Source organism: Streptomyces sp. NPDC030991, from assembly GCF_055571235.1.
In genome coordinates this window covers 108,508-130,143 of sequence record NZ_JBVIFR010000023.1, presented here as the reverse complement: position 1 = coordinate 130,143, position 21,636 = coordinate 108,508, and the positions used below count along the sequence as shown (strand labels likewise).

At 73.0% G+C, this 21,636-nt stretch carries 18 protein-coding genes; 16 read left to right on the top strand and 2 right to left on the bottom strand.

Features of this window, described 5'->3' with window-relative positions; translation table 11 throughout:
* Positions 1-141: 141 nt before the first annotated feature.
* The 3 genes from ACZ45E_RS32955 to ACZ45E_RS32945 all read left to right on the top strand — a co-directional run bounded on the left by ACZ45E_RS32955 (position 142) and on the right by ACZ45E_RS32945 (position 2,672).
* The gene (locus ACZ45E_RS32955; RefSeq protein WP_468227959.1) at positions 142-741 is read left to right on the top strand and encodes a DUF3043 domain-containing protein; all 600 of its coding nucleotides are present in this window, start codon (positions 142-144) and stop codon (positions 739-741) included.
* A gap of 83 nt (positions 742-824) precedes the next feature.
* Entirely contained in the window at positions 825-1,532 is a 708-nt protein-coding gene (locus ACZ45E_RS32950; protein WP_468227956.1) for a class I SAM-dependent methyltransferase, read from the top strand.
* 57 nt (positions 1,533-1,589) lie between these two features.
* On the top strand, positions 1,590-2,672 hold the full coding sequence (locus ACZ45E_RS32945; protein WP_468227953.1) for a S1C family serine protease: 1,083 nt from the start codon (positions 1,590-1,592) through the stop codon (positions 2,670-2,672).
* A 53-nt stretch (positions 2,673-2,725) separates the two neighbouring features.
* Here the strand turns inward: ACZ45E_RS32945 and ACZ45E_RS32940 are convergent, their stop codons facing one another.
* Complete coding sequence (locus ACZ45E_RS32940; protein ID WP_468227950.1) at positions 2,726-2,950, bottom strand: hypothetical protein; 225 nt, start codon at positions 2,948-2,950, stop codon at positions 2,726-2,728.
* A 91-nt stretch (positions 2,951-3,041) separates the two neighbouring features.
* Between ACZ45E_RS32940 and ACZ45E_RS32935 the strand changes: the two genes are divergently transcribed.
* Positions 3,042-4,247: a bifunctional adenosylcobinamide kinase/adenosylcobinamide-phosphate guanylyltransferase gene (locus tag ACZ45E_RS32935; protein ID WP_468227948.1), complete on the top strand. Its 1,206-nt coding sequence runs from the start codon at positions 3,042-3,044 to the stop codon at positions 4,245-4,247.
* Between the two features lie 18 nt (positions 4,248-4,265).
* Here the strand turns inward: ACZ45E_RS32935 and ACZ45E_RS32930 are convergent, their stop codons facing one another.
* A complete protein-coding gene (locus tag ACZ45E_RS32930) occupies positions 4,266-5,336 on the bottom strand; it encodes a class I SAM-dependent methyltransferase (protein ID WP_468227945.1) in 1,071 nt (356 codons plus the stop codon).
* A 222-nt stretch (positions 5,337-5,558) separates the two neighbouring features.
* Between ACZ45E_RS32930 and cobT the strand changes: the two genes are divergently transcribed.
* The 12 genes from cobT (at position 5,559) to ACZ45E_RS32870 (ending at position 21,619) form a co-directional block, all read left to right on the top strand.
* A complete protein-coding gene (gene cobT, locus ACZ45E_RS32925; RefSeq protein ID WP_468227942.1) occupies positions 5,559-6,734 on the top strand; it encodes a nicotinate-nucleotide--dimethylbenzimidazole phosphoribosyltransferase in 1,176 nt (391 codons plus the stop codon).
* A gap of 90 nt (positions 6,735-6,824) precedes the next feature.
* Positions 6,825-8,567: a phosphatidylglycerol lysyltransferase domain-containing protein gene (locus tag ACZ45E_RS32920; protein ID WP_468227998.1), complete on the top strand. Its 1,743-nt coding sequence runs from the start codon at positions 6,825-6,827 to the stop codon at positions 8,565-8,567.
* Positions 8,567-9,256 carry a hypothetical protein gene (locus ACZ45E_RS32915; protein WP_468227939.1) on the top strand — a complete coding sequence of 230 codons (690 nt, stop codon included), beginning with the start codon at positions 8,567-8,569 and terminating at the stop codon, positions 9,254-9,256. The genes ACZ45E_RS32920 and ACZ45E_RS32915 overlap by 1 nt, the downstream gene beginning before the upstream one ends.
* Positions 9,257-9,265: 9 nt before the next feature.
* On the top strand, positions 9,266-10,036 hold the full coding sequence (gene cobS / locus ACZ45E_RS32910; protein WP_468227936.1) for an adenosylcobinamide-GDP ribazoletransferase: 771 nt from the start codon (positions 9,266-9,268) through the stop codon (positions 10,034-10,036).
* A gap of 162 nt (positions 10,037-10,198) precedes the next feature.
* Positions 10,199-11,728, top strand: a complete 1,530-nt coding sequence (locus ACZ45E_RS32905; protein WP_468227933.1) for a leucyl aminopeptidase — start codon at positions 10,199-10,201, stop codon at positions 11,726-11,728.
* Between the two features lie 276 nt (positions 11,729-12,004).
* The gene (lpdA, locus tag ACZ45E_RS32900) at positions 12,005-13,393 is read left to right on the top strand and encodes a dihydrolipoyl dehydrogenase (protein WP_468227930.1); all 1,389 of its coding nucleotides are present in this window, start codon (positions 12,005-12,007) and stop codon (positions 13,391-13,393) included.
* Between the two features lie 111 nt (positions 13,394-13,504).
* Positions 13,505-15,355 (top strand): 2-oxoglutarate dehydrogenase, E2 component, dihydrolipoamide succinyltransferase, encoded by a 1,851-nt coding sequence (gene sucB, locus ACZ45E_RS32895; RefSeq protein WP_468227928.1) that lies wholly within the window; start codon positions 13,505-13,507, stop codon positions 15,353-15,355.
* 132 nt (positions 15,356-15,487) lie between these two features.
* The gene (locus ACZ45E_RS32890) at positions 15,488-16,147 is read left to right on the top strand and encodes a GntR family transcriptional regulator (protein WP_468227925.1); all 660 of its coding nucleotides are present in this window, start codon (positions 15,488-15,490) and stop codon (positions 16,145-16,147) included.
* A 211-nt stretch (positions 16,148-16,358) separates the two neighbouring features.
* Complete coding sequence (gene aceE, locus ACZ45E_RS32885) at positions 16,359-19,058, top strand: pyruvate dehydrogenase (acetyl-transferring), homodimeric type (protein WP_468227923.1); 2,700 nt, start codon at positions 16,359-16,361, stop codon at positions 19,056-19,058.
* A gap of 97 nt (positions 19,059-19,155) precedes the next feature.
* Positions 19,156-19,947, top strand: coding sequence for a VOC family protein (locus tag ACZ45E_RS32880; RefSeq protein ID WP_468227920.1), 792 nt, complete (start codon positions 19,156-19,158; stop codon positions 19,945-19,947).
* 48 nt (positions 19,948-19,995) lie between these two features.
* Positions 19,996-20,982 (top strand): helix-turn-helix transcriptional regulator, encoded by a 987-nt coding sequence (locus ACZ45E_RS32875; RefSeq protein WP_468227917.1) that lies wholly within the window; start codon positions 19,996-19,998, stop codon positions 20,980-20,982.
* A gap of 121 nt (positions 20,983-21,103) precedes the next feature.
* Positions 21,104-21,619, top strand: a complete 516-nt coding sequence (locus ACZ45E_RS32870) for a DUF4240 domain-containing protein (RefSeq protein ID WP_468227995.1) — start codon at positions 21,104-21,106, stop codon at positions 21,617-21,619.
* The last annotated feature ends 17 nt before the right edge of the window (positions 21,620-21,636 follow it).

Genomic DNA, 21,636 nt, shown 5'->3' with positions numbered 1-21,636 from the left:
CCCCAAGGACGACTGCGTGCTGTCACGCTCCGGCGTAGGGAGTAGGTGTGCCCCTATGTGCCTCTATGGACGCGCGGCGTTGCCGGATCGTTCCCCACGGGCCTGTGGTCCGCGCACGGCCACCGCGTACCCTTGGCTTTTGTGTTCCGTAGCCGATCCAAGGATGACAAGGCCCCCGCCGCCAAGGCCCCGGTGACCTCCTCGTCCACGCAGACCCGAGACCCGCAGGCGCCCAAGGGCCGCCCCACGCCCAAGCGCAGCGCGGCCCAGTCGCAGCGCCGCAGCGTGGCCAACACCAAGATGTCGCCGAAGGAGGCGCGCTCCCGTCAGCGCGACGAGCGGCGCACCGCGATGGAGCGTCAGCGCTCCGCACTGGCCAACGGTGACGAGCGCTATCTGCCGGCGCGCGACAAGGGGCCCGTGCGCAAGTACGCGCGCGACTTCGTCGACTCGCGGTTCTGCATCGCCGAGTACTTCCTGCCGATGGCGGTGATCATCCTCGTCCTGAGCATGGTCCGGGTCGGCTCGCTGCAGAACATCGCGCTGCTGCTCTGGCTCTTCGTGATCGTCGCGATCGTGATCGACTCGGCCGTCACGGGCCTGCGCCTGAAGAAGAAGCTGGCGGAGAAGTTCCCGGACGAGCGCCGCAAGGGGGCCGTCGCGTACGCCCTGATGCGCACGCTCCAGATGAAGCGCCTTCGCCTTCCCAAGCCGCAGGTCAAGCGCGGGGAGCGACCCTGAGCACGGAGGCTTTCGCCGGCGACGCGCCGGGCGCCTGGCTGACCGGCCTCGGCGGCCTGCGCAATGTCGTACGGCAGGAGTTGGTGGCCCGGCAGCTCGACGAGCAGATAGCCGGCCGGTTCCCCGTCGGGCAGCGGCTGCGGGTGCTCGACGTGGGGATGGGCCAGGGCACGCAGGCGCTGCGGCTGGCCCGGGCCGGGCACAAGGTGACCGGCGTCGAGCAGGACGCCGCGATGATCGCCGCCGCGCAGAAGGCGCTGGCCGCGGAGCCCGAGGGGGTCCGCGAGCGGGTGCGGGTCGTCGAGGGCGACGGCCGGGACACCGGGGTGCACTTCCTGCCCGGCAGCTTCGACGTCGTGCTCTGCCACGGCGTCCTGATGTACGTCGAGGACCCGGACCCGCTGCTCGCGGGCCTGGCGCGGATGCTGGCCCCCGGCGGCCTGCTCTCGCTGCTCGTACGGAACGCGGACGCGCTCGCCATGCGGCCGGGGCTCGCCGGTGACTGGGTCACCGCGCTCGGCGCCTTCGACTCGACGAGCTACCACAACCGCCTCGGGCTCGACGTCCGGGCGGACCGGCTCTCCACCCTGACGGCGACGCTCGCCGGGATCGGGGCCCCGCTGCACGCCTGGTACGGGGTGCGGGTCTTCACCGACCAGACGGCGGACGGGGCGCCGCCTCCGGAGCGCGAGGAGCTGCGGACGCTGCTCGCCGCGGAGGAGCGGGCCGGGCGCAGCGAGCCGTACCGGCGGGTGGCGGCGCTGCTGCATCTGTGCGGGGTCCGCGGCTGACGCCTGTTCGGCGGCGCAGAGCGGGCGGGGCCGTAGGGCGAACGTGACAATCCGGGCATGGATGTCTCCCGCGCGCGTGCTCGCCGTACCCCCCGTCTCCGCCGTGCCGCTCTGCCGCTGACCGCCGTCCTGTGCGTCGCGGCGCTCGGCTCCGGCTGCTCCGCCTCCGGTTCGTCCGGCCCGTCCGGGTCCACCACCCAGGCCGCGCCCGCCGCGGCCGACAGCCTCCAGGACGACTACCAGAAGGTGATCAAGGACGTCCTGCCCTCGGTCGTCCAGATCCAGGCGTCGTCCGATCTCGGCTCCGGTGTCGTCTACGACCGCCAGGGGCACATCGTGACCAACGCGCACGTGGTCGGCGACGAGAAGACGTTCAAGGTCACGACGTCCAACAGCACGGACGAACTCACCGCGCGGCTGGTCTACGCGTATCCGGACCAGGACCTCGCCGTCATCAAGCTGGAGAAGCTGCCGGACGGGCTGAGGGCCGCGCGGTTCGGGGACTCCGCGAAGGTGGCGGTCGGGCAGATCACGCTGGCGATGGGGTCACCGCTCGGGCTCTCCTCCAGCGTCACCCAGGGCATCGTCTCGGCGACCGGCCGGACGGTGAGCGAGGGCCGGTCGGGCGGTGGCACCGGGGCGACCATCGCCAACATGGTGCAGACGTCCGCCGCGATCAACCCGGGAAACAGCGGCGGCGCCCTGGTGAACCTGGACGGCGAGGTCATCGGCATCCCGACGCTCGCAGCGACCGACCCGGGCCTGGGCAACAGCTCGGCGCCGGGCATCGGCTTCGCGATCCCCGCGTCCATGGTCACGACCGTCGCCGACCAGGTCATCAAGAACGGCGAGGTGACCGACTCGGGGCGGGCGGCGCTCGGCATCACCGGGCGCACGGTGCTCGGCGACGGCTACCGGCCGGCCGGGGTCGCCGTGGTGACCGTGGCGGACGGCGGCGGCGCGGCGAAGGCCGGGATCGAGGCCGGGGACATCGTCACCCGGTTCGAGGGGACCGACGTGACGACGATGCAGTCGCTGTCGGAGGCGCTGGCCGGGAAGAGGCCCGGCGACAAGATCACGGTGGCGTACAGCCGGGACGGCTCGCAGAAGAAGGCGGACGTCACGCTCGGCGAGATCTGAGCCCGGCGGGGGCGGGGAGGCCCGTCCGGCCCCCTCGCCCCCGCCGCCGCCCGTCAGTTCTGCGCTGCCGCGTCCTCCGCGTGCAGGCTCATCGGGCCGTAGACGACCGTGCTGTCCTCGGAGAGCGTGACCTGGTCCGCCCCGCCTTCCACCAGCGCCTTCCACTGCTCGCCGATCCAGGACTCGGCGTCGCCCTGCGTCGTGAACTCCTCCGGCTGCACCGCAGGGGCCACCTCTGTCCCGTCGGACTTCTCGAACCGCCACGTCCATGCCGCCATGTCAGCCTCCCGGTACCGGATGTCCGTCGTGGATGTCCCTGGAAGCGTAGCCGGGCGCGCGGCCCGGGCGGGGGCGCGGGAGGATCTTCCCGTGGAACTGACTCTGCTCGGCACCGGCGCCCCCGAGGGGCTGCCCCGCCCCGACTGCCCCTGCGCCGCCTGCGCGACCGCGCTCGGCCCCGGCGCCCGCGCCGCGACGGCCCTGCTGGTCGACGGCACGCTGCTGCTCGATCTGACCCCGGGCGCCGCGTTCGCCGCGGCCCGCGCGGGGCACAGCCTCGGCGGCGTACGGCAGGTGCTGCTCTCGCATCCGCACGACGGGCCCGCGGTGGAGGTGCCGGCGGGGCTGCCGCAGCCGGGGCGGGTGCCGGACGGGCGGGAGCTGGCGCTGCTCACCGGGCACCGGGTGCGGGCGCTGGCCCTGGACGCGCCCGGCACCGGGTACGAGGTGGCGGGGCCCGAGGGCGGGCGGCTGCTGTATCTGCCGCCGGGCGCCGCCGCGGCGGGGCTGGAGGGGGCGCTGGCGCCGTACGAGATGGTGGTCCTGGACGTGGTTGGGCGGCCCGACGCGCTGGCGCGGCTGCGGTCCGTGGGCGCGGTCGGGCCGACCACCGATGTCATCGCCGTGCACCTGGACCATGACGTGCCGCCGGGCCCCGAGCTGGACCGGCGGCTCGCGGCGGCGGGCGCGCGGGCCGTGCCGGACGGGACGACCCTGGACGTGGGGTCGTACGAGAGCGTGCCCGACGTGCCGCGCAGGACGCTGGTGCTCGGCGGGGCGCGCTCCGGCAAGTCGCTGGAGGCGGAGCGGCGCCTCGCGGCCTTCCCCGACGTGCTGTACGTGGCGACCGGCGGGACGCGGGGCGGGGACTCGGAGTGGGCGCGGCGGGTCGCCGTGCACCGGGAGCGGCGGCCGGGGTCGTGGCGGACCGCCGAGACCTGTGACCTGCTGCCGCTGCTGACCGACGGGGCGGACGCGGCGCCGCTGCTCGTGGACTGTCTGTCCTTGTGGCTGACGTACGCGATGGACGAGGTGGGGGCCTGGGACGACGCCGAGTGGGCGGGCGGCGGCGAGAAGGCGCTGCGCGCGAGGGTGGCGGAGCTCGTCGACGGCGTCCGGCGGGCCCGGCGCACCGTCGTCGCCGTGTCGAACGAGGTCGGTTCCGGGATCGTGCCCGCGACCGCTTCCGGGCGCCGCTACCGCGACGAACTCGGCCGGCTGAACGCCGCGTTCGCCGGCGAGTGCGAGCAGGTGCTGCTGGTCGTCGCGGGTCAGGCGCTCGCGCTGCGCGGCTGACGGGGGCCGGCGGGCGGGTCAGAAGCTGCCCGGATTGCGGCGGGCGATGATCCGGTACGCGTTGGAGAAGCGGGTCCGGCTGACCAGCGGGGCCAGCAGCCGGTCGGCGGCGGAGCAGGCGACGAAGGCGGGGGCCGCCGCGTACGTCAGGGACTGCCGCAGCCCGCGCCGCAGGGCGCCGGGGGTCCTGGCGCGCCAGGGTTCGTCGGCGCGGGGCAGGCAGTGGCCGAGGAGGAGGGCGCAAGCGGCCGACAGGTCGAGCGGGACGTGGGGCTCGCGGCGGTCGGCGGCGACGACGGTGTAGCCGAGCGCCACCAGTTCGGTGCGCAGGTTGGCGAACGGGATGAAGTGCAGGTGCTGCGGCTGGAAGTACGGGACCCACCACTTGCGGAGCAGCTTGGCGTAGCGGCTCTCCGGGTCGGGGACCTCGATCATCAGGTGGCCGCCGGGGCGCAGGACGCGGTGGGCCGCCTTGAGTTCCTCGCGGGGGTCGAGGGCGTGCTCCAGGTAGTGGAACATGCTCATCGCGTCGTAGCGGCCCGCGAGCTCAGGGGCCAGGTCCGTCAGGAAGCCGCGGTGGGCCTCCTCGACGCGGCCCCGCCTGCGGGCCTCCTCGACTCCGGGTCCGATGTCGAGGCCGTCGAACGCCGTGTACGGCAGGACCCCCTTGGCGACGGCGGGGAAGTGGCCGCGCCCGGTGCCGACGTCCAGCCAGCTCTCCGGCTCGATGAACCGGGCCAGCGCGCGGGCGGCCCGCCGGTGCCGCTCGGTGGAGCTCTGCGCGCCGAAGATCTTCTCGGCCTGGCCGGCGTGGAGGCCGTCGTAGAAGTCGCGGTAGTAGAAGTCGAGGCCCTCGGGGGTGAGGCGCGGGTTCTGGAACGAGTGGGAGCAGGCCCGGCACTGGTCGACGACGAAGGTGCCGGGCTTGTGCTGGAGCAGGTCGGTGGTGCGCAGCCGGGTGCGCAGCCTCGTGGAGCCGCACCAGGGGCAGTCGTGGCGGGGCGGTTCGTGGAACCGCTCGGTGCCCCGGGCGAGTTCGATGAGGTAGGCGGGGCGGCGATCGGCCACGGCCTGGACTGTGCGGGACATATCTCCGTCAACTCCTGATGCCGCCGTGGTACGACAAATATGACAATAGGTACAAAGGTGAACGTAAACGATCACCAGCCACCGCGCAATGACGCTACGAAGCCGGTGCGTCGCACCACGTGACGAACCGTCAGGGGCCCGCCGGGACCGGCGCCCGCGGGGCCCTCGCGGCCGAGGGGACGGCAGGGGCCCGGCGCGGGCACGGCCGGTACTGTTCGGCGAATGAGCTCGCTGAATCTCGACGACTTCACCGACCTGATCGAGCGCCCCGACGGCGGGACCCGCCGCGACGCCGAGGAGCACAGGGCCCGGCTCGCCGTGCCGCCCGGCGCGCTCGGCCGCCTCGACGAACTGGGCGAGTGGCTCTCCGCCGCCCAGGGGTCCGTGCCCGTACGGCCCCTCGCCAGGCCGCGCGTGATCCTCTTCGCCGGCGACCACGGCGTCGCCGGGCTCGGGGTGTCGAAGCGGGCCGCGGGCACCGCCGCGTCGCTGGTCCGCGAGGCCGTCGAGGGCGCGAGCACCGGCGCGGTGCTCGCCCGGCGGCTCGGCGTCGGCGTGCGGATCGTCGACATGGCGCTCGACTGCGACCCCGGCGAGCTGCCCGCGGACATCGCGCGCCACCGGGTGCGGCGCGGCTCCGGGCGCATCGACATCGAGGACGCGCTCACCGCCGAGGAGGCGGAGGCGGCGTTCCGCGCGGGCATGGCGATCGCCGACGAGGAGGCCGACTCGGGTACGGACCTGATGGTGCTCGGCGACCTCAGCGTGGGCGGCACCACGGCGGCGGCCACGCTCGTCGCGGCGCTCTGCGGCACCGACGCCTCCGTCGTCACCGGCCGCGGCGGCGACCCCATCGACGATCTGGCGTGGATGCGCAAGTGCGCGGCGGTGCGGGACGCGCTGCGCCGGGCCCGGCCGGTCCTGGGCGACCAGTTGCAGCTCCTCGCCACGGTCGGCGGCGCCGATCTCGCGGCCGCCACCGGGTTCCTGCTCCAGTCGGCGGTGCGCCGGGTGCCGGTGATCCTGGACGGTGTCGTGTCGGCGGCCTGTGCGCTGGTCGGGCAGCGGGTCGCGTTCCGCGCGCCGGACTGGTGGCTGGCCGGGCACACCAGCGGCGAACCCGCCCAGGCCAAGGCGCTGGACCGGATGGCCATGGAGCCGCTGCTCGACCAGGACGTGCGGGTGGGCGGTGGCGCGGGCGGGCTGCTGGCGCTCCCGCTGGTGCAGGCGGCCGCCTCGCTGGCGGCGGAGCTCCCGGAGGCGGCACGGCCCGAGACCACCGAGGCACCCGAGGACGGCGAGACCACTGAGGGCGGCGAGGGCGAGGCGGCCGCGGTGGCCGAGGCGGGCGCGGTGGCCGAGGCGGGCGGCGTCGAGGCGGGCGGCGTCGAGGCGTAGCGGCCGCCGGACCGGGTCGGTGGCGCTCCGCACGGCGATGCCGACCCACTATCACCCTAAATCGCCCATATGCTCCCCTTTATGGGCGTCATGGGAGAGCCACCGACCAGCACACCGATGTCACGGCGCGCGGCGGGCTGCACGGTCTGGTACCTCCGGACCGTCACGTTCATCAATCTGCTGAGCGCCGTGTGGGTCTCCTTCGGTCAGGACCTGCGCCGCCACAACGCGGCGGACTACTTCACCCCGTACCTGCTCGCGGCGGGCTTCTCCGCCGCCGTCGTCACCTGGTTCCTGGCGGTCACGATGGGGCGCCGCAAACGCGCGGCCTGGCTCCTCAACCTCGTCCTGAGCGGCCTGTTCCTGCTGCTGTTCGCCTTCGTGATGTGCTTCCCGGAGGTGCGGCGGTACCCGCAGAACTGGCTCTCGCTCCTGCTGACCGCCGCGTTCGTGGCCGCCCTGCTCCTCGGCCGCCGCGAGTTCTACGCCAAGGGCGACCGCTCGAACCCCAGACTGGCGGCGGCGGTCGCGGCCGGCGGCCTGCTGGTCACCTCGCTCGTCGCGACGCTCCTGGTCACGCTCGTCAACCAGGCCCACGACGAGCACCGTTCGACCTTCCTCGACCGCTGGCGCTACGGCACCCTGCGCCTCGTCTCGGTCGCCACGGACACCACCCGCTCCCCGGGCATCACCACCCCGCACTGGGTCGACGTCGCCATCAACATCCTCTCCACGGCCCTGCTGATCGCCGTCGTGCACGCCGCGTTCCGCTCCCGCAGGGCCGTCGACCCGCTCGCCCCCGAGGACGAGTCGAGGCTGCGCGCCCTGCTCGACAAGGGGGGCGAACGCGACTCGCTCGGCTACTTCGCGCTGCGCCGCGAGAAGAGCGTCGTGTGGTCCCCGACGGGCAAGGCCGCGGTGACGTACCGGGTGCTCGGCGGGGTCTCGCTGGCCTCCGGCGACCCGATCGGCGACCCGGAGGCCTGGCCCGGCGCCATCGAACCCTGGCTCGCCGAGGCACGGGTGCACGGCTGGCTGCCCGCCGTGATGGGCGCGAGCGAGGAGGCGGGCACCATCTACGCCCGGCACGGCCTCGACGCCCTCGAACTCGGCGACGAGGCCATCGTGGAGACGGGCGAGTTCACCCTGGAGGGACGGGCCATGCGCACGGTCCGCCAGGCCTACAACCGCGTCCGGCGCGCCGGGTACACGGTCCGGGTCCGCCGCCACGAGTCCATCCCCGGGGACGAGATGGCGCACCTCCTCCAGCGGGCCGACGACTGGCGCGACGGGGCCACCGAGCGCGGCTTCTCGATGGCGCTCGGCCGCCTCGGCGACCCGGCCGACGGCAAGTGCGTGATGCTCGAATGCACCGACGGGGAAGGCCGGTTGAGAGCGGTGCTCTCCTTCGTTCCCTGGGGCCCGCGCGGCCTCTCCCTCGATCTGATGCGGCGCGACCGGAACGCCGAGAACGGGCTGATGGAGTTCCTGGTCATCGAACTCCTGCGGCACGCCCCCGAGATCGGCGTCACCCAGGTCTCGCTCAACTTCGCGATGTTCCGCTCCGTCTTCGAACGCGGGTCGCGGCTCGGCGCGGGCCCGGTGCTGCGCCTGTGGCGCTCCCTGCTCAGCTTCTTCTCCCGGTGGTGGCAGATCGAGTCCCTGTACCGGGCCAACGCGAAGTACCGGCCCGCCTGGGAGCCCCGCTTCCTGCTCTTCGAGAAGAGCGCCGACCTTCCGCGCATCGGCATCGCGTCGGCCCGCGCCGAGGGCTTCCTCGACGTACCGGGCCTGCCGAAGTGGCTGCGCCGCGGGCGCCTGGAACAGCGCTGATGAGCACCACGCGCGCGTGGGCGCCTTCCGGGTGGGCGCGCGCGGAGTGGGGGCCGCTGTACGCCGTCGCCGCCGGGCGGCTCCGCGCGCGCGGGTGGCGGGCGATCCCGATGACGCTGACCGCGGTGGGCCTGACGGCGGCCTTCCAGTACGCGCAGAACCAGCCCTGGGGCTACCGGTCCGTGCAGGGCATCGGCTCGGTCCGCGCCGACGACCCGCTGTGGGCCGCCTTGTCACGCACCCCGCTCTCCCTGTTCGTCCCGGCGCTCGACCTGCCCGTCTGGGGCGCGCTCGCCCAGCTCCTGCTGGTGTTCGGCGTGGCCGAGCTCTGCCTCGGCCGGCGGCGCACCCTCGTCATCGCCTACGCGGCCACGCTCGCGGGCACGCTGTACGCGCGGCTCGGCATCGCGCTCGGCCCCGAAGGACCCCTCGGCCTGCCCGCGTCGGACGCGCGGGTCGTCGACACCGGCCCCTCTGCGGCGGTCGTCGGGCTCGCGGTGTACGTGTGCTGGCGCCACCGGGCCCGGTTCACCGGCACGCTGGTCGTCGCCGCGATGGCCGCCGAGTGCGTGCTCGAACCGAACCTGGCGGGCAAGGAGCACCTGGCCGCGATCGGCGCGGCGCTCGCCCTGTGCGCACTGACCTCGGTGCGTCACCGCCCCCGCGTCCGCCCGCGCGCCGCGGGTTAACCTCCCCCGGTGTCCGCAACAAGCTCCCGCGCCGCCCTGGCCAACGGCATACGTTTCGCCTTCGGCACCCTCACCGTCCTGCCCGTCACCGTCACCCGCTGGGACCGCGACGCGGCCCGCGCCGGCATGCTGTGCGCCCCGCTGGCCGGCCTGGTCGTCGGGCTCGCCGCGGCCGTGCTCGGCGGGGCGCTGACCTTCCTCGGGGCGGGCGCCCTCCTCGCGGCGGTCGCCTCCGTCGCCGTGCCTGCCGTGCTCACCAGAGGGCTGCATCTGGACGGGCTCGCGGACGTCGCGGACGGTCTGGGCAGCGGCAAGCCCGCGGCGGACGCCCTGACGATCATGAAGCAGTCGGACATCGGCCCGTTCGGGGTCGTCACCCTGCTCCTCACCCTGCTCGCCCAGATCGCCGTCCTGGCCCAGCTGTACGCGGACTCCTGGGCGCACGGCGCCGTCGCGGCGGCCGTCTCCGCGGTGACGGCCCGCCTCGCCCTCACTCTCGCCTCCCGCGCCGGGGTGCCCGCCGCCCGCCCGGAGGGGCTCGGCGCGGCCGTCGCGGGAACGGTCCCGACACGGGCGGCGCTGCTCACGGGCGCGGTGACCGTGGCGGCCGCCGCAGCGCTCTCGCTACCGGGCGCGCTCGCCGTCGTACTGGGCTGCTGCGCGGCCGAGTTGCTGCTGCGGCACTGCGTGCGCAGGTTCGGCGGGGTGACGGGGGACGTGTTCGGAGCGCTGGCGGAAACGGCGGCGACAGCGGCACTGGTGACCCTCGCAGTCTTCTGAGTCGACTCGAGCTCCGCCCCGTCAAGCCCCTCCGGCGCTTGAGGAGCGAGGTCCGGGGCATAGCCCCGCGACAGCACCTCGACGGGCCCGACGACAACACACGGGCGTAGGCTCGCCCCGGGCCACCCAGACCCCGAATCACGAAAGAGGGACCTCACCACCGTGACTGCTCTGACTCTCAGCACCGCCGCGGCCAGCGGCCTGCGCGCCGACGCCATCGTCGTCGGTGTCGCCAAGGGCGACAAGGGCCTGGTCGTCGCGCCCGGCGCGGAGGCCGTGGACAAGGCGTACGACGGCAAGCTCGCCTCCGTCCTGGAGACCCTCGGCGCCGCGGGCGGCGAGGGCGAGGTGACCAAGCTCCCCGCGCCCTCCGGCTTCAAGGCGCCGGTCGTGCTGGCGGTCGGTCTCGGTGCGCTCCCCGACAAGGCCGCCGAGGGTGCGACGTTCGACGCCGAGTCGCTGCGCCGCGCCGCGGGCGTCGCCGCCCGTGCCCTCAACGGCGCGAAGAAGGCCGCGTTCGCGCTGCCGATCGAGGACGCCGAGGACGCCGGTGTGATCGCCGAGGGCGCGCTGCTCGGCGCGTACTCCTTCGACGCGTACAAGGAGTCCGCCAAGGACCCGAAGAACGCCAAGGCGCCCCTCGCCGAGGTGGCCCTGCTCGGCACCAAGCCGCGCGACAAGGCGTACAAGGCGGAGATCGACCGCGCGACCGCGCTGGGCGAGGAGCTCAACCGCGCCCGCGACCTGATCAACACCCCGCCGAACGACCTCAACCCCGAGGCCTTCGCCGCCGTCGCCCAGGCCGCCGGCAAGGAACACGGCATCAAGGTGCAGATCCTCGACGAGAAGGCTCTCGTCAAGGGCGGCTACGGCGGCATCCTCGGCGTCGGCGCCGGTTCCGCCTCGGCCCCGCGCCTGGTGAAGCTCTCGTACACGAGCTCCAAGGCCAAGAAGCACCTCGCCTTCGTCGGCAAGGGCATCACCTACGACTCGGGCGGCATCTCGCTGAAGCCCGCCGGTCACAACGAGACGATGAAGTGCGACATGGCCGGCGCCGCCGCCGTCTTCGCCGCCGTCGTCACCGCGGCCCGCCTCAAGCTCGACGTGAACGTCACCGGCTGGTTGGCGCTCGCCGAGAACATGCCGTCCGGTTCCGCCACCCGCCCCGGTGACGTGCTGCGCATGTACTCCGGCAAGACGGTCGAGGTGCTCAACACGGACGCCGAGGGCCGCCTGGTCCTGGCCGACGCCCTCGCCAGGGCCTCCGAGGAGAACCCGGACGCGATCGTCGACGTGGCGACCCTGACCGGCGCCATGGTGCTGGCGCTCGGCAGCCGCACGTACGGGATCATGGCCAACGACGACGCCTTCCGCACGTCGATCCACGAGATCGCCGAGGAGGTCGGCGAGCCGTCCTGGCCGATGCCGCTCCCGGCCGACCTGCGCAAGGGCATGGACTCGCCCACCGCGGACATCGCCAACATGGGTGAGCGGATGGGCGGCGGCCTGGTCGCCGGTCTGTTCCTCCAGGAGTTCGTCGGCGAGGGCATCACGTGGGCCCACCTCGACGTCGCCGGTCCGGCGTTCAACGAGGGCGGCCCGTTCGGCTACACGCCCAAGGGCGGCACCGGTTCGGCCGTCCGTACGCTGGTCCGCCTCGCGGAGCGCACGGCCGCGGGCGACCTCGGCTGACCCGGCTCGACCTGGACGAACGGCCCCGGTGCACGGCATCAGGGGCCGTTCGCTTTCGACTGAATCCCCGGGTTATGTCACCCCTGCCGCACCCGACCGTGGTGTAACGGCGGTCTCAGACCCCGGCCCGACGTCCCGCATGCCTTCGACAAGTGCGAGGATGGGGGGCGGCAGGACAGGGCCCCCACCACAGGGCCGAAGAACGAGCGGCCGAACACCAGCCGCCGCGCGGTCGCAGGAGACCGGCGTACGGCGCACATGCATGGAGGACGTGACGTGGCGAACGACGCCAGCACCGTTTTCGACCTAGTGATCCTCGGCGGTGGCAGCGGCGGTTACGCCGCGGCTCTGCGTGCCTCGCAGCTGGGACTCGACGTCGCCCTGATCGAGAAGGGCAAGGTCGGCGGCACCTGCCTGCACAACGGCTGCATCCCGACGAAGGCCCTGCTGCACGCGGGCGAGATCGCCGACCAGGCCCGCGAGAGCGAGCAGTTCGGCGTCAAGGCGACCTTCGAGGGCATCGACATCGAGGCCGTCCACAAGTACAAGGACGACGTCATCTCCGGCCTGTACAAGGGGCTTCAGGGGCTGATCGCCTCCCGCAAGGTGACGTACATCGAGGGTGAGGGCAAGCTCTCCTCCCCGACCTCCGTCGACGTGAACGGCCGCCGTGTCCAGGGCCGCCACGTCCTCCTCGCGACCGGCTCCGTGCCGAAGTCGCTGCCGGGCCTGGAGATCGACGGCAACCGCGTCATCTCCTCGGACCACGCGCTGAAGCTGGACCGCGTCCCGCAGTCCGCGATCATCCTGGGCGGCGGCGTCATCGGCGTCGAGTTCGCCTCCGCGTGGAAGTCCTTCGGCACCGACGTCACCGTCATCGAGGGCCTCAAGCACCTCGTGCCGGTCGAGGACGAGAACAGCTCCAAGCTTCTTGAGCGCGCGTTCCGCAAGCGCGGCATCAAGTTCAACCTCGGCACGTTCTTCGAGAAGGCCGAGTACACGCAGGACGGCGTCCGCGTCACCCTCGCCGACGGCAAGACCTTCGACGCCGAGGTGCTGCTCGTCGCCATCGGCCGCGGCCCGGTCTCCCAGGGCCTCGGCTACGAGGAGCAGGGCGTCGCGATGGACCGCGGCTACGTCCTGGTCGACGAGTACATGCGCACCAACGTGGAGACGATCTCGGCCGTCGGCGACCTCGTCCCGACGCTCCAGCTCGCGCACGTCGGCTTCGCCGAGGGCATCCTGGTGGCGGAGCGTCTGGCCGGTCTCAAGACCGTCCCGATCGACTACGACGGCGTGCCGAAGGTGACGTACTGCCACCCCGAGGTCGCCTCCGTGGGCATCACCGAGGCCAAGGCCAAGGAGATCTACGGTGCGGACAAGGTCGTCGCTCTGAAGTACAACCTCGCGGGCAACGGCAAGTCCAAGATCCTGAAGACCGCGGGTGAGATCAAGCTCGTCCAGGTCAAGGACGGTGCCGTGGTCGGCGTCCACATGGTCGGCGACCGTATGGGCGAGCAGGTCGGCGAAGCCCAGCTGATCTACAACTGGGAAGCGCTGCCCGCCGAGGTCGCTCAGCTCATCCACGCCCACCCGACGCAGAACGAGGCCATGGGCGAGGCCCACCTGGCCCTCGCGGGCAAGCCGCTGCACTCGCACGACTGAGCAGCGTCCCACCGCGCCACTGCGTCGCAACTGGGCGCGACGACCGTCCGACCACAGACTTCCGCAACTCGGTACCCCCTAGTTGCGCATCGTTAAGGAGCAACAGAAACCATGGCGGTTTCCGTATCCCTTCCGGCGCTCGGTGAGAGCGTCACCGAGGGCACTGTCACCCGCTGGCTGAAGGCCGAGGGCGAGCGCGTCGAGGTCGACGAGCCGCTGCTGGAGGTGTCGACCGACAAGGTCGACACCGAGATCCCCTCGCCCGCCGCCGGCGTCCTGGCCTCCATCAAGGTCGCCGAGGACGAGACCGTCGAGGTCGGCGCCGAGCTGGCCGTCATCGACGACGGTTCCGGCGCCCCGGCCCAGGAGCAGGCCCCGGCTCAGGAGCAGGCCCCGGCTCAGGAGCAGGCTCCGGCCGCCGAGCCGGCCCAGCCCGCCGAGGCCGCGCCGTCCACCGAGTCCGAGGCCCCCGCCCCGGCCCCCACCCCCGAGGCGGCCGCCGGTTCCGGCTCCGCCGAGGGCACCGACGTGGTGCTGCCCGCCCTGGGCGAGTCCGTCACCGAGGGCACCGTCACCCGTTGGCTGAAGGAGGTCGGCGAGGAGGTCGCGGAGGACGAGCCCCTGCTCGAGGTCTCCACCGACAAGGTCGACACCGAGATCCCCTCCCCCGTCGCCGGTGTGCTCCTGGAGATCACCGTCGCCGAGGACGAGACCGCCGAGGTCGGCGCCAAGCTCGCCGTCATCGGTGCCCCCGGTGCCGCTCCGGCCGCCGCGCCCGCGCAGCCCGCTGCCCCCGCTCAGGAGGCCCCGGCGCCGCAGCAGGCCGCCCCCGCCCAGCAGGCCCCGGCCCCGCAGCAGGCCGCCCCGGCCCAGGAGGCCCCGGCCGCTCCGGCGCCGCAGGCCCCCTCGGCCCCGGCCCCGCAGCAGCAGACCGCTCCGGCGCCCGACCCGGTCCCGTCGGAGCCCGCCCCGGCCCCGGCCCCGGCCCCCGCTCCCGCTCCGGCCAAGCAGGCCCCGGCCTCCTCCGCCGCGGACGACGGCGCCTACGTGACCCCGCTGGTGCGCAAGCTCGCGTCGGAGAACGGCGTGGACCTGTCCACCGTCAAGGGCTCCGGCGTCGGCGGCCGCATCCGCAAGCAGGACGTCACGGCCGCCGCCGAGGCCGCCAAGGCGCAGGCTCCGGCCGCCGCCCCGGCCGCCGCCGCCGCGCCGAAGACCCCGGCCCTGGAGGTCTCTCCCCTCCGCGGCCAGACGGTCAAGCTGCCGCGCATCCGCAAGGCGATCGCCGACAACATGACCAAGGCGCTGCACGAGCAGGCGCAGCTGTCCTCGGTCATCGAGGTCGACATCACCAAGCTGATGAAGCTGCGTGGCAAGGCCAAGGACGGCTTCGCCGCCCGCGAGGGCGTCAAGCTCTCCCCGATGCCGTTCTTCGTCAAGGCCGCCGTCCAGGCGCTGAAGGCCCACCCGGTCATCAACGCCCGCCTGAACTACGACGAGGGCACGATCACCTACTTCGACTCGGAGAACGTCGGCATCGCCGTCGACTCCGAGAAGGGCCTGATGACCCCGGTCATCAAGGGCGCGGGTGACCTGAACCTCGCGGGCATCGCGAAGAAGACCGCGGAGCTGGCCAACAAGGTCCGCACGAACAAGATCGCCCCGGACGACCTGTCGGGCGCCACCTTCACGATCTCCAACACGGGATCGCGCGGCGCGCTCTTCGACACGGTCATCGTCCCGCCGAACCAGGTCGCCATCCTGGGTATCGGTGCCACGGTGAAGCGCCCCGTCGTCATCAGCCACCCGGAGCTCGGCGAGACCATCGCCGTCCGCGACATGACGTACGTGACGCTCTCCTACGACCACCGCCTGGTGGACGGCGCGGACGCCGCCCGCTACCTGTCGACGGTCAAGCAGATCCTGGAAGCCGGCGAGTTCGAGGTCGAGCTGGGTCTGTAGTACTCACGGGTACGTCCGAGGACCTGGTTGTAACCAGCCTCACCTGTGGCGCCCCCGCCCGGAGCACTTCCGGGCGGGGGCGCCGCCGTATTGTCTAGACGTCAACTCCCTTGGCCCTCCGGAGGAGCCCACATGACCACGCCGGTCGTCCACTCGCTGCGCGAGCAGATCCGCGAGCACATCGTGGAGGGGATCGTCAGCGGCCGCTGGAAGCCGGGTGAGCGGATCGTGGAGCGGCGCATCGCCACGGAGCTGGAGGTCAGCCAGACGCCGGTCCGGGAGGCCCTGCGCGAGCTGGAGTCGCTGCGGCTGATCGAGTCGGCGCCCAACAAGGGCGTGCGGGTGCGCAACCTCTCGGCGGCGGACCTGGAGGAGAGCTACCCGGTCCGCGCGGGCCTGGAGGCCATCGCCGCGGAGCTGGCCGCGGTCCGCCTCGCCGAGGACTGCTCGGCGCTCGAACCGCACGTGGCCGCGTTGTACCGGGCCGACCGGGAGGCCGACGGGACCGCGCAGGTGCGGCACACGGTCGCCTTCCACCGGGAGCTGGTGCGCGCCGCGGGCAACTCGGTGCTGCTGCACACCTGGGAGGGGCTCGGCATCGAGGTCTTCACCGCGCTGTCGATCCGCTGGCTGGGGACCGTGCAGCAGTCGTACGCGGAGGAGCACGAGGAGCTGGTCGCGGCGTTCCGGCGGCGGGATCCCGCGATCGCGGAGCTGGTCAAGGCGCATGTGCTGGGCTGTGCGCCGCGTGCGGGCGAACGTGAGCTGCGTCTCACCACGGAGCTCCTTTGAGGGCACTGGGTGCCCTGAGACGCCCAGTTTCCGGGCACCCTGTGCCGACTTTCTCGATCTGAAGAGGTTTTGGGCTTCAACCCTTTGATCGATCATCGATCACGGAGTTACAGTCGCTGACGGGTCTCCACCGGGACCCCCGCCCTGTCCTGCCAAAGACCAAGGGCACCCCCACCCCACCCCCTTCGACTCAGGAAGGCGTGCGGCGACTATGACCGACCCCATGCGCATCCAGCCGAGCGAGCTCGACCAGCTCCCGGACCGCGACCCCGAGGAGACCGCCGAATGGCAGGCCTCCCTGGACGCCGTCACCCAGGCGGCCGGGCCGCACCGCGCCGCCTACCTGATGCGGCGCACCCTGGAGCGTGCCGAGGAGGGCGGCCTGGCGCTGCCGAAGCTGCTCGAGACGGACTACGTCAACTCCATCCCCACCTCGGCCGAGCCGGCCATCGACGGTGACGAGGAGCTGGAGCGCAAGATCACCGCGTGGAACCGCTGGAACGCGGCCGCGATGGTGACCCGTGGAAGCAAGCACGGCGTCGGTGGCCACATCGCCACCTTCGCCTCTGCCGCCTGGCTGTACGAGACCGGCTTCAACCACTTCTTCAAGGGCAAGGAGGGGGACGGTTCCGGTGACCAGCTGTACATCCAGGGCCACGCCTCCCCCGGCATCTACGCCCGCGCCTTCCTCGACGGCCGCCTGAACGAGGCGCAGCTCGACAACTTCCGGCAGGAGGCGGCCGGTGACGGCCTCCCCTCCTACCCGCACCCGCGCCGCCTCCCCTGGCTGTGGGAGTTCCCGACCGTCTCCATGGGTCTGGGCCCGCTCTCCGCGATCTACCAGGCGCGCTTCAACCGGTACCTCACCAACCGCGGCATCAAGGACGTCTCCGCCTCGCACGTGTGGGCGTTCCTCGGCGACGGCGAGATGGACGAGCCCGAGTCGACCGCGGCACTCGCACTTGCCTCGCGCGAGGGTCTGGACAACCTGACCTTCGTCATCAACTGCAACCTGCAGCGCCTCGACGGCCCGGTCCGCGCCAACTTCAAGATCGTGCAGGAGCTGGAGGCCCAGTTCCGCGGTGCCGGCTGGAACGTCGTGAAGTCGCTGTGGGGCAACGCCTGGGACGAGCTGTTCCAGCTCGACACCACCGGCGCCCTGGTCCGCCGCATCCGCGAGGTGCCGGACGCGCAGGTGCAGACGTACCAGACGCGTGACGCCGCGTACATCCGCGAGGACTTCTTCGGCAAGGACCCGGCGCTCGCCGAGATGGCGAAGCTGCTCTCCGACGACAAGATCCTCGAGTGTTTCCACCTCTCCCGTGGTGGTCACGAGCCGCGCAAGGTCTACGCCGCGTACCGGGCGGCGCTCGCCCACAAGGGCGCGCCGACGGTCATCCTGGCGCAGACGGTCAAGGGCTTCACCCTGGGTGAGGGCTTCGCGTCGAAGAACGCGAACCACCAGATGAAGAAGCTCACGACCGACGAGTTCAAGAACATGCGTGACCTTCTCGAGCTGCCGATCTCCGACAGCCAGTTCGTCGACGGCGTGGTCCCCTACGGCCACCCGGGCGCCGACTCCCCCGAGGTCCGCTACCTCCAGGAGCGCCGCGCGGCCCTGGGCGGCCCCGCCCCGGCCCGTCGCACGCAGCCGCTACCCGCGCTGCCGCAGGCCGCCGACAAGGCGTTCGCCTCCTTCGACAAGGGCTCCGGCTCGCAGTCGATCGCGACGACCATGGCGTTCGTACGCCTGGTCAAGGACCTCGTACGCGACAAGGAGACCGGCAAGCGCTGGGTGCCGATCGTCCCCGACGAGGCGCGCACCTTCGGCATGGAGTCGCTCTTCCCCTCGCTCGGCATCTACTCCCCCAAGGGGCAGACGTACGAGCCGGTCGACCGCGACCAGCTGATGTACTACAAGGAAGCCAAGAACGGCCAGATCCTCAACGAGGGCATCACCGAGGCCGGTTCGATGGCGGACTTCATCGCGGCCTCGTCGTCGTACGCGACGCACGGCGAAGCGATGATCCCGTTCTACATCTTCTACTCGATGTTCGGCTGGCAGCGCACGGCCGACCAGATGTGGCAGCTCGGCGACCAGCTCGGCCGCGGCTTCCTGGTGGGCGCCACCGCCGGCCGTACGACGCTGACCGGTGAAGGTCTCCAGCACGCCGACGGCCACTCGCCGGTGATCGCCGCGACGAACCCGGCCGCGCTCTCCTACGACCCGGCGTTCGCCTACGAGATCGCCGCGATCGTCAAGGAGGGTCTGCGCCGCATGTACGGCGAGGCCGCTCCGGGTGAGGACCAGAACGTCTTCTACTACCTCACCGTCTACAACGAGCCGATGCCGCAGCCCGCGAAGCCGGCCGGCATCGACGAGGGCATCGTCAAGGGCCTCTACCGCTTCAACACCGCCGAGTCGGCCGGTCTGGACGTGGCCGCCGCCAACGCGCCGCGCATCCAGCTGATCGGTTCCGGTACGGCGATCCACTGGACGCTCCAGGCGCAGAAGCTGCTCGCCGAGGAGTGGGGCGTGGCCGCCGACGTGTGGTCCGCGACGTCCTGGACCGAGCTGCGCCGGGACGCCCTGGAGGCGGACGCCGCCCTGCTGCGCGGCGAGGAGCGGATCCCGTTCGTGCGCCGCGCGCTGCAGGGCGCCGAGGGCCCGGTGCTCGCGGTGTCCGACTACATGCGCCAGGTCCCGGACCAGATCGCGCAGTGGGTCGAGCAGGACTGGTCCTCGCTGGGTGCGGACGGCTTCGGTCTGTCCGACACGCGTGAGGCGGCCCGCCGTCACTTCGGCGTCGACGCGCAGTCGATCGTCGTCGCGGCGCTCGCCCAGCTCGCCCGGCGCGGCGAGGTCAAGGCGACGGCCGTGAAGGAGGCGCGCGAGCGCTACGGCCTGTAGTACCTGCCGCAGGTGTGCCCCGTCCCGATTGCCGGGGCGGGGCACGCGTGCGTGAATGGACGGGTCGCCGAGGGGGGCGCCCCTGGGAGGCATACGCGTGCAGATCTCCAAGACCCCCTCCGCGCCCTGCTGGGCCGACCTGTCCACCCCGGACACGGACGCGGCCCGCGTCTTCTACGAGGCGCTGTTCGGCTGGCGCTCGCGGCTGGTGGACGACCCCTTCACCGACGGGTACAGCATGTTCGCCCTGGACGCCGAGGACGGCCACCTCGTCGCCGGGGTCGGCCCGGTGGCGGATCCGCGGCAGCCCGCGGCCTGGCTGCCGTACTTCCAGTCGAGCGGGATCGACGCGGTCACCGCGCGCGTGAACGGCAACCGCGGCCGGGTCCTCGCCGGTCCTGTCGCCGTGCACGAGCAGGGCAGGCTGGCGGTCTGCCAGGACGCCGGGGGCGCCGCGTTCGGCCTGTGGGACCCGCTGGCGCACGCCGGTTTCGAGGCGGTGAACGTGCCGAGCAGCTTCTGCTGGTTCGAGCTGCTCACCCGGGACACGGCGGGCGCGGTGGATTTCTACCAGTCGGTGCTCGGCTGGGGCACGCGGCAGCGGCCCTTTGGGGGCGAGGGGCGGCACGGCCGGTACATGGAGTGGACGGTCGCCGACGAGGCGTTCGGCGGAATGGTCGACATGTCGACGGGTGAGTTCCCGCCCGGGGTGCCCGCGCACTGGAATCTCTACGTCGCCGTGGACGCTCCGGACGCCACCGCCGCGCGCTGCGAGGAGCTGGGCGGCCGGGTCCTGGTGGCGCCGACGACGATCCCCACCGGGCGCTTCGCGACACTCGCGGACCCGCAGGGCGCGGCGTTCTCCGTCATGCACTTCACGACGGTCTGAGCGCCCGGGGCCGCGTGCGCTGTCGGTGGGGCGGGCCATGATGGCGGCATGCGTGCTGCCCGCCTGATCAAGATGGTGTTGCTGCTCCAGTCCAGGCCGTCGATGAGCGCGGCCGAGCTGGCGCGCGAGCTGGAGGTGTCCGAGCGGACGGTGACCCGGGACGCGCAGGCCCTGTCGGAGGCGGGTGTTCCGGTCTACGCGGACCGCGGCAGAGCGGGCGGCTACCGGCTGGTCGGCGGCTACCGGACGCGGCTGACGGGGCTGGCCCGCGGCGAGGCGGAGGCGCTGTTCCTGTCCGGCGTGCCGGGGGCGTTGCGCGAGATGGGCCTGGACGACGCGGCGTCGGCGGCCCGGCTGAAGGTGTCGGCGGCGCTGCTGCCGTCGGTGCGGGACGCGTCGCGGACGGCGGCGCAGCGGTTCCATCTGGACGCGCCGGGCTGGTTCCAGGAGCCGCGGACGCCCGAGCTGCTGCCCGCGGTCGCGGAGGCGGTGTGGGGCGACCGCGTGCTCGGGGTCGGCTACCGGCGCGGGGACGAGCGGGAGGCGCCGGTGGAGCGGGAGCTGGAGCCGTACGGGCTCGTGCTCAAGGCGGGCGTCTGGTACCTGGCGGCGGCCGTGCGCGGCGGGGACGGGCCGGACCGGCGGGTGTACCGGGTCGAGCGGTTCACGTCCGTGCGGGCCGGGGACGAGCGGTTCACGCGGGACGAGGGGTTCGACCTGCCCGCGTTCTGGGAGGAGCGGGCCGCACAGTTTGCGCGGGCGATCCTGCGGGCCGAGGTGGTCGTACGGCTGACGGCCGAGGGCGTACGCCTGCTGCCGTACGCCGTCGATCCGGCGGCCGCGCGGGAGGCGGTGGAGTCGGCGGGGGCGGCGGATGCCGACGGACGGGTGACGGTGACCTTGCCCGTCGAGTCGCAGGAGGTCGCGTACGCCCAGCTCATGACGGTCGGACCGGAGGCGGAGGTGGTGGCTCCGCAGGCGCTGCGGGACCGGTTCGCGCAGGCCGCGCGGCGGATGCGGGAGTCGTACGGGTGAGCGCCGGGCGCGTGCGCGTGCCGGTCGCGGGGTGCCCTGGGCATGTGCACGCATAACGAAGTGGCGCTGCTCCGGCGCTCGGCGTGCGCCCCCAGGACCCAGGGCCGATGCTTGTCCCGTGATGGATGAGACCGAGTTCTGGGAGATCGTGGACAGCACCCGCGAGGCCGCCGAGGGCGACCCCGAGGACCATGCCGAGCTGCTCGTCGACAGACTGCTGCGCTCCGACCCCGACTCGGTGCTCGACTTCGCGCGGCACTTCGAGGTCCGCTACAACCGGGCCTACCGCTGGGATCTGTGGGGCGCCGCGTGGGTGCTCCTCGGCGGGGCGAGCGACGACGCGTTCGACTACTTCCGGTGCTGGCTGATCGGGCAGGGCCGGGAGGTCTTCGAGGGGGCGCTGCACGATCCGGACTCGCTGGCGGAGTCGCTGCGCGACTTCGACGAGGAGGTGGACGGGGACGGGGAGGAGCTCGGGTACGCGGCGGACGAGGCGTACGAGGAGCTGACCGGGGCCGTCGCCGCCGACCTGGGCATCCCCCCGGCCCCGCCGGAGCCGGAGGGCACCCCGCTCGACTTCGAGGACGCGGCGGCGCTGGCCCGGCTGTACCCCCGGCTCACCGAGCGGTTCGGCTGACCTGCGGGGCGCGGCTC

Excerpts from the sequence above, each read along its gene's own strand:
- ACZ45E_RS32945 (WP_468227953.1), top strand. The coding sequence starts at position 1,590 with ATGGATGTCTCCCGCGCGCGTGCTCGCCGTACCCCCCGTCTCCGCCGT.
- ACZ45E_RS32940 (WP_468227950.1), bottom strand. The coding sequence starts at position 2,950 with ATGGCGGCATGGACGTGGCGGTTCGAGAAGTCCGACGGGACAGAGGTG.
- ACZ45E_RS32930 (WP_468227945.1), bottom strand. The coding sequence starts at position 5,336 with ATGTCCCGCACAGTCCAGGCCGTGGCCGATCGCCGCCCCGCCTACCTC.
- cobT (WP_468227942.1), top strand. The coding sequence starts at position 5,559 with ATGAGCTCGCTGAATCTCGACGACTTCACCGACCTGATCGAGCGCCCC.
- ACZ45E_RS32920 (WP_468227998.1), top strand. The coding sequence starts at position 6,825 with ATGGGAGAGCCACCGACCAGCACACCGATGTCACGGCGCGCGGCGGGC.
- ACZ45E_RS32915 (WP_468227939.1), top strand. The coding sequence starts at position 8,567 with ATGAGCACCACGCGCGCGTGGGCGCCTTCCGGGTGGGCGCGCGCGGAG.
- sucB (WP_468227928.1), top strand. The coding sequence starts at position 13,505 with ATGGCGGTTTCCGTATCCCTTCCGGCGCTCGGTGAGAGCGTCACCGAG.
- ACZ45E_RS32890 (WP_468227925.1), top strand. The coding sequence starts at position 15,488 with ATGACCACGCCGGTCGTCCACTCGCTGCGCGAGCAGATCCGCGAGCAC.
- aceE (WP_468227923.1), top strand. The coding sequence starts at position 16,359 with ATGACCGACCCCATGCGCATCCAGCCGAGCGAGCTCGACCAGCTCCCG.
- ACZ45E_RS32875 (WP_468227917.1), top strand. The coding sequence starts at position 19,996 with ATGCGTGCTGCCCGCCTGATCAAGATGGTGTTGCTGCTCCAGTCCAGG.
- ACZ45E_RS32870 (WP_468227995.1), top strand. The coding sequence starts at position 21,104 with ATGGATGAGACCGAGTTCTGGGAGATCGTGGACAGCACCCGCGAGGCC.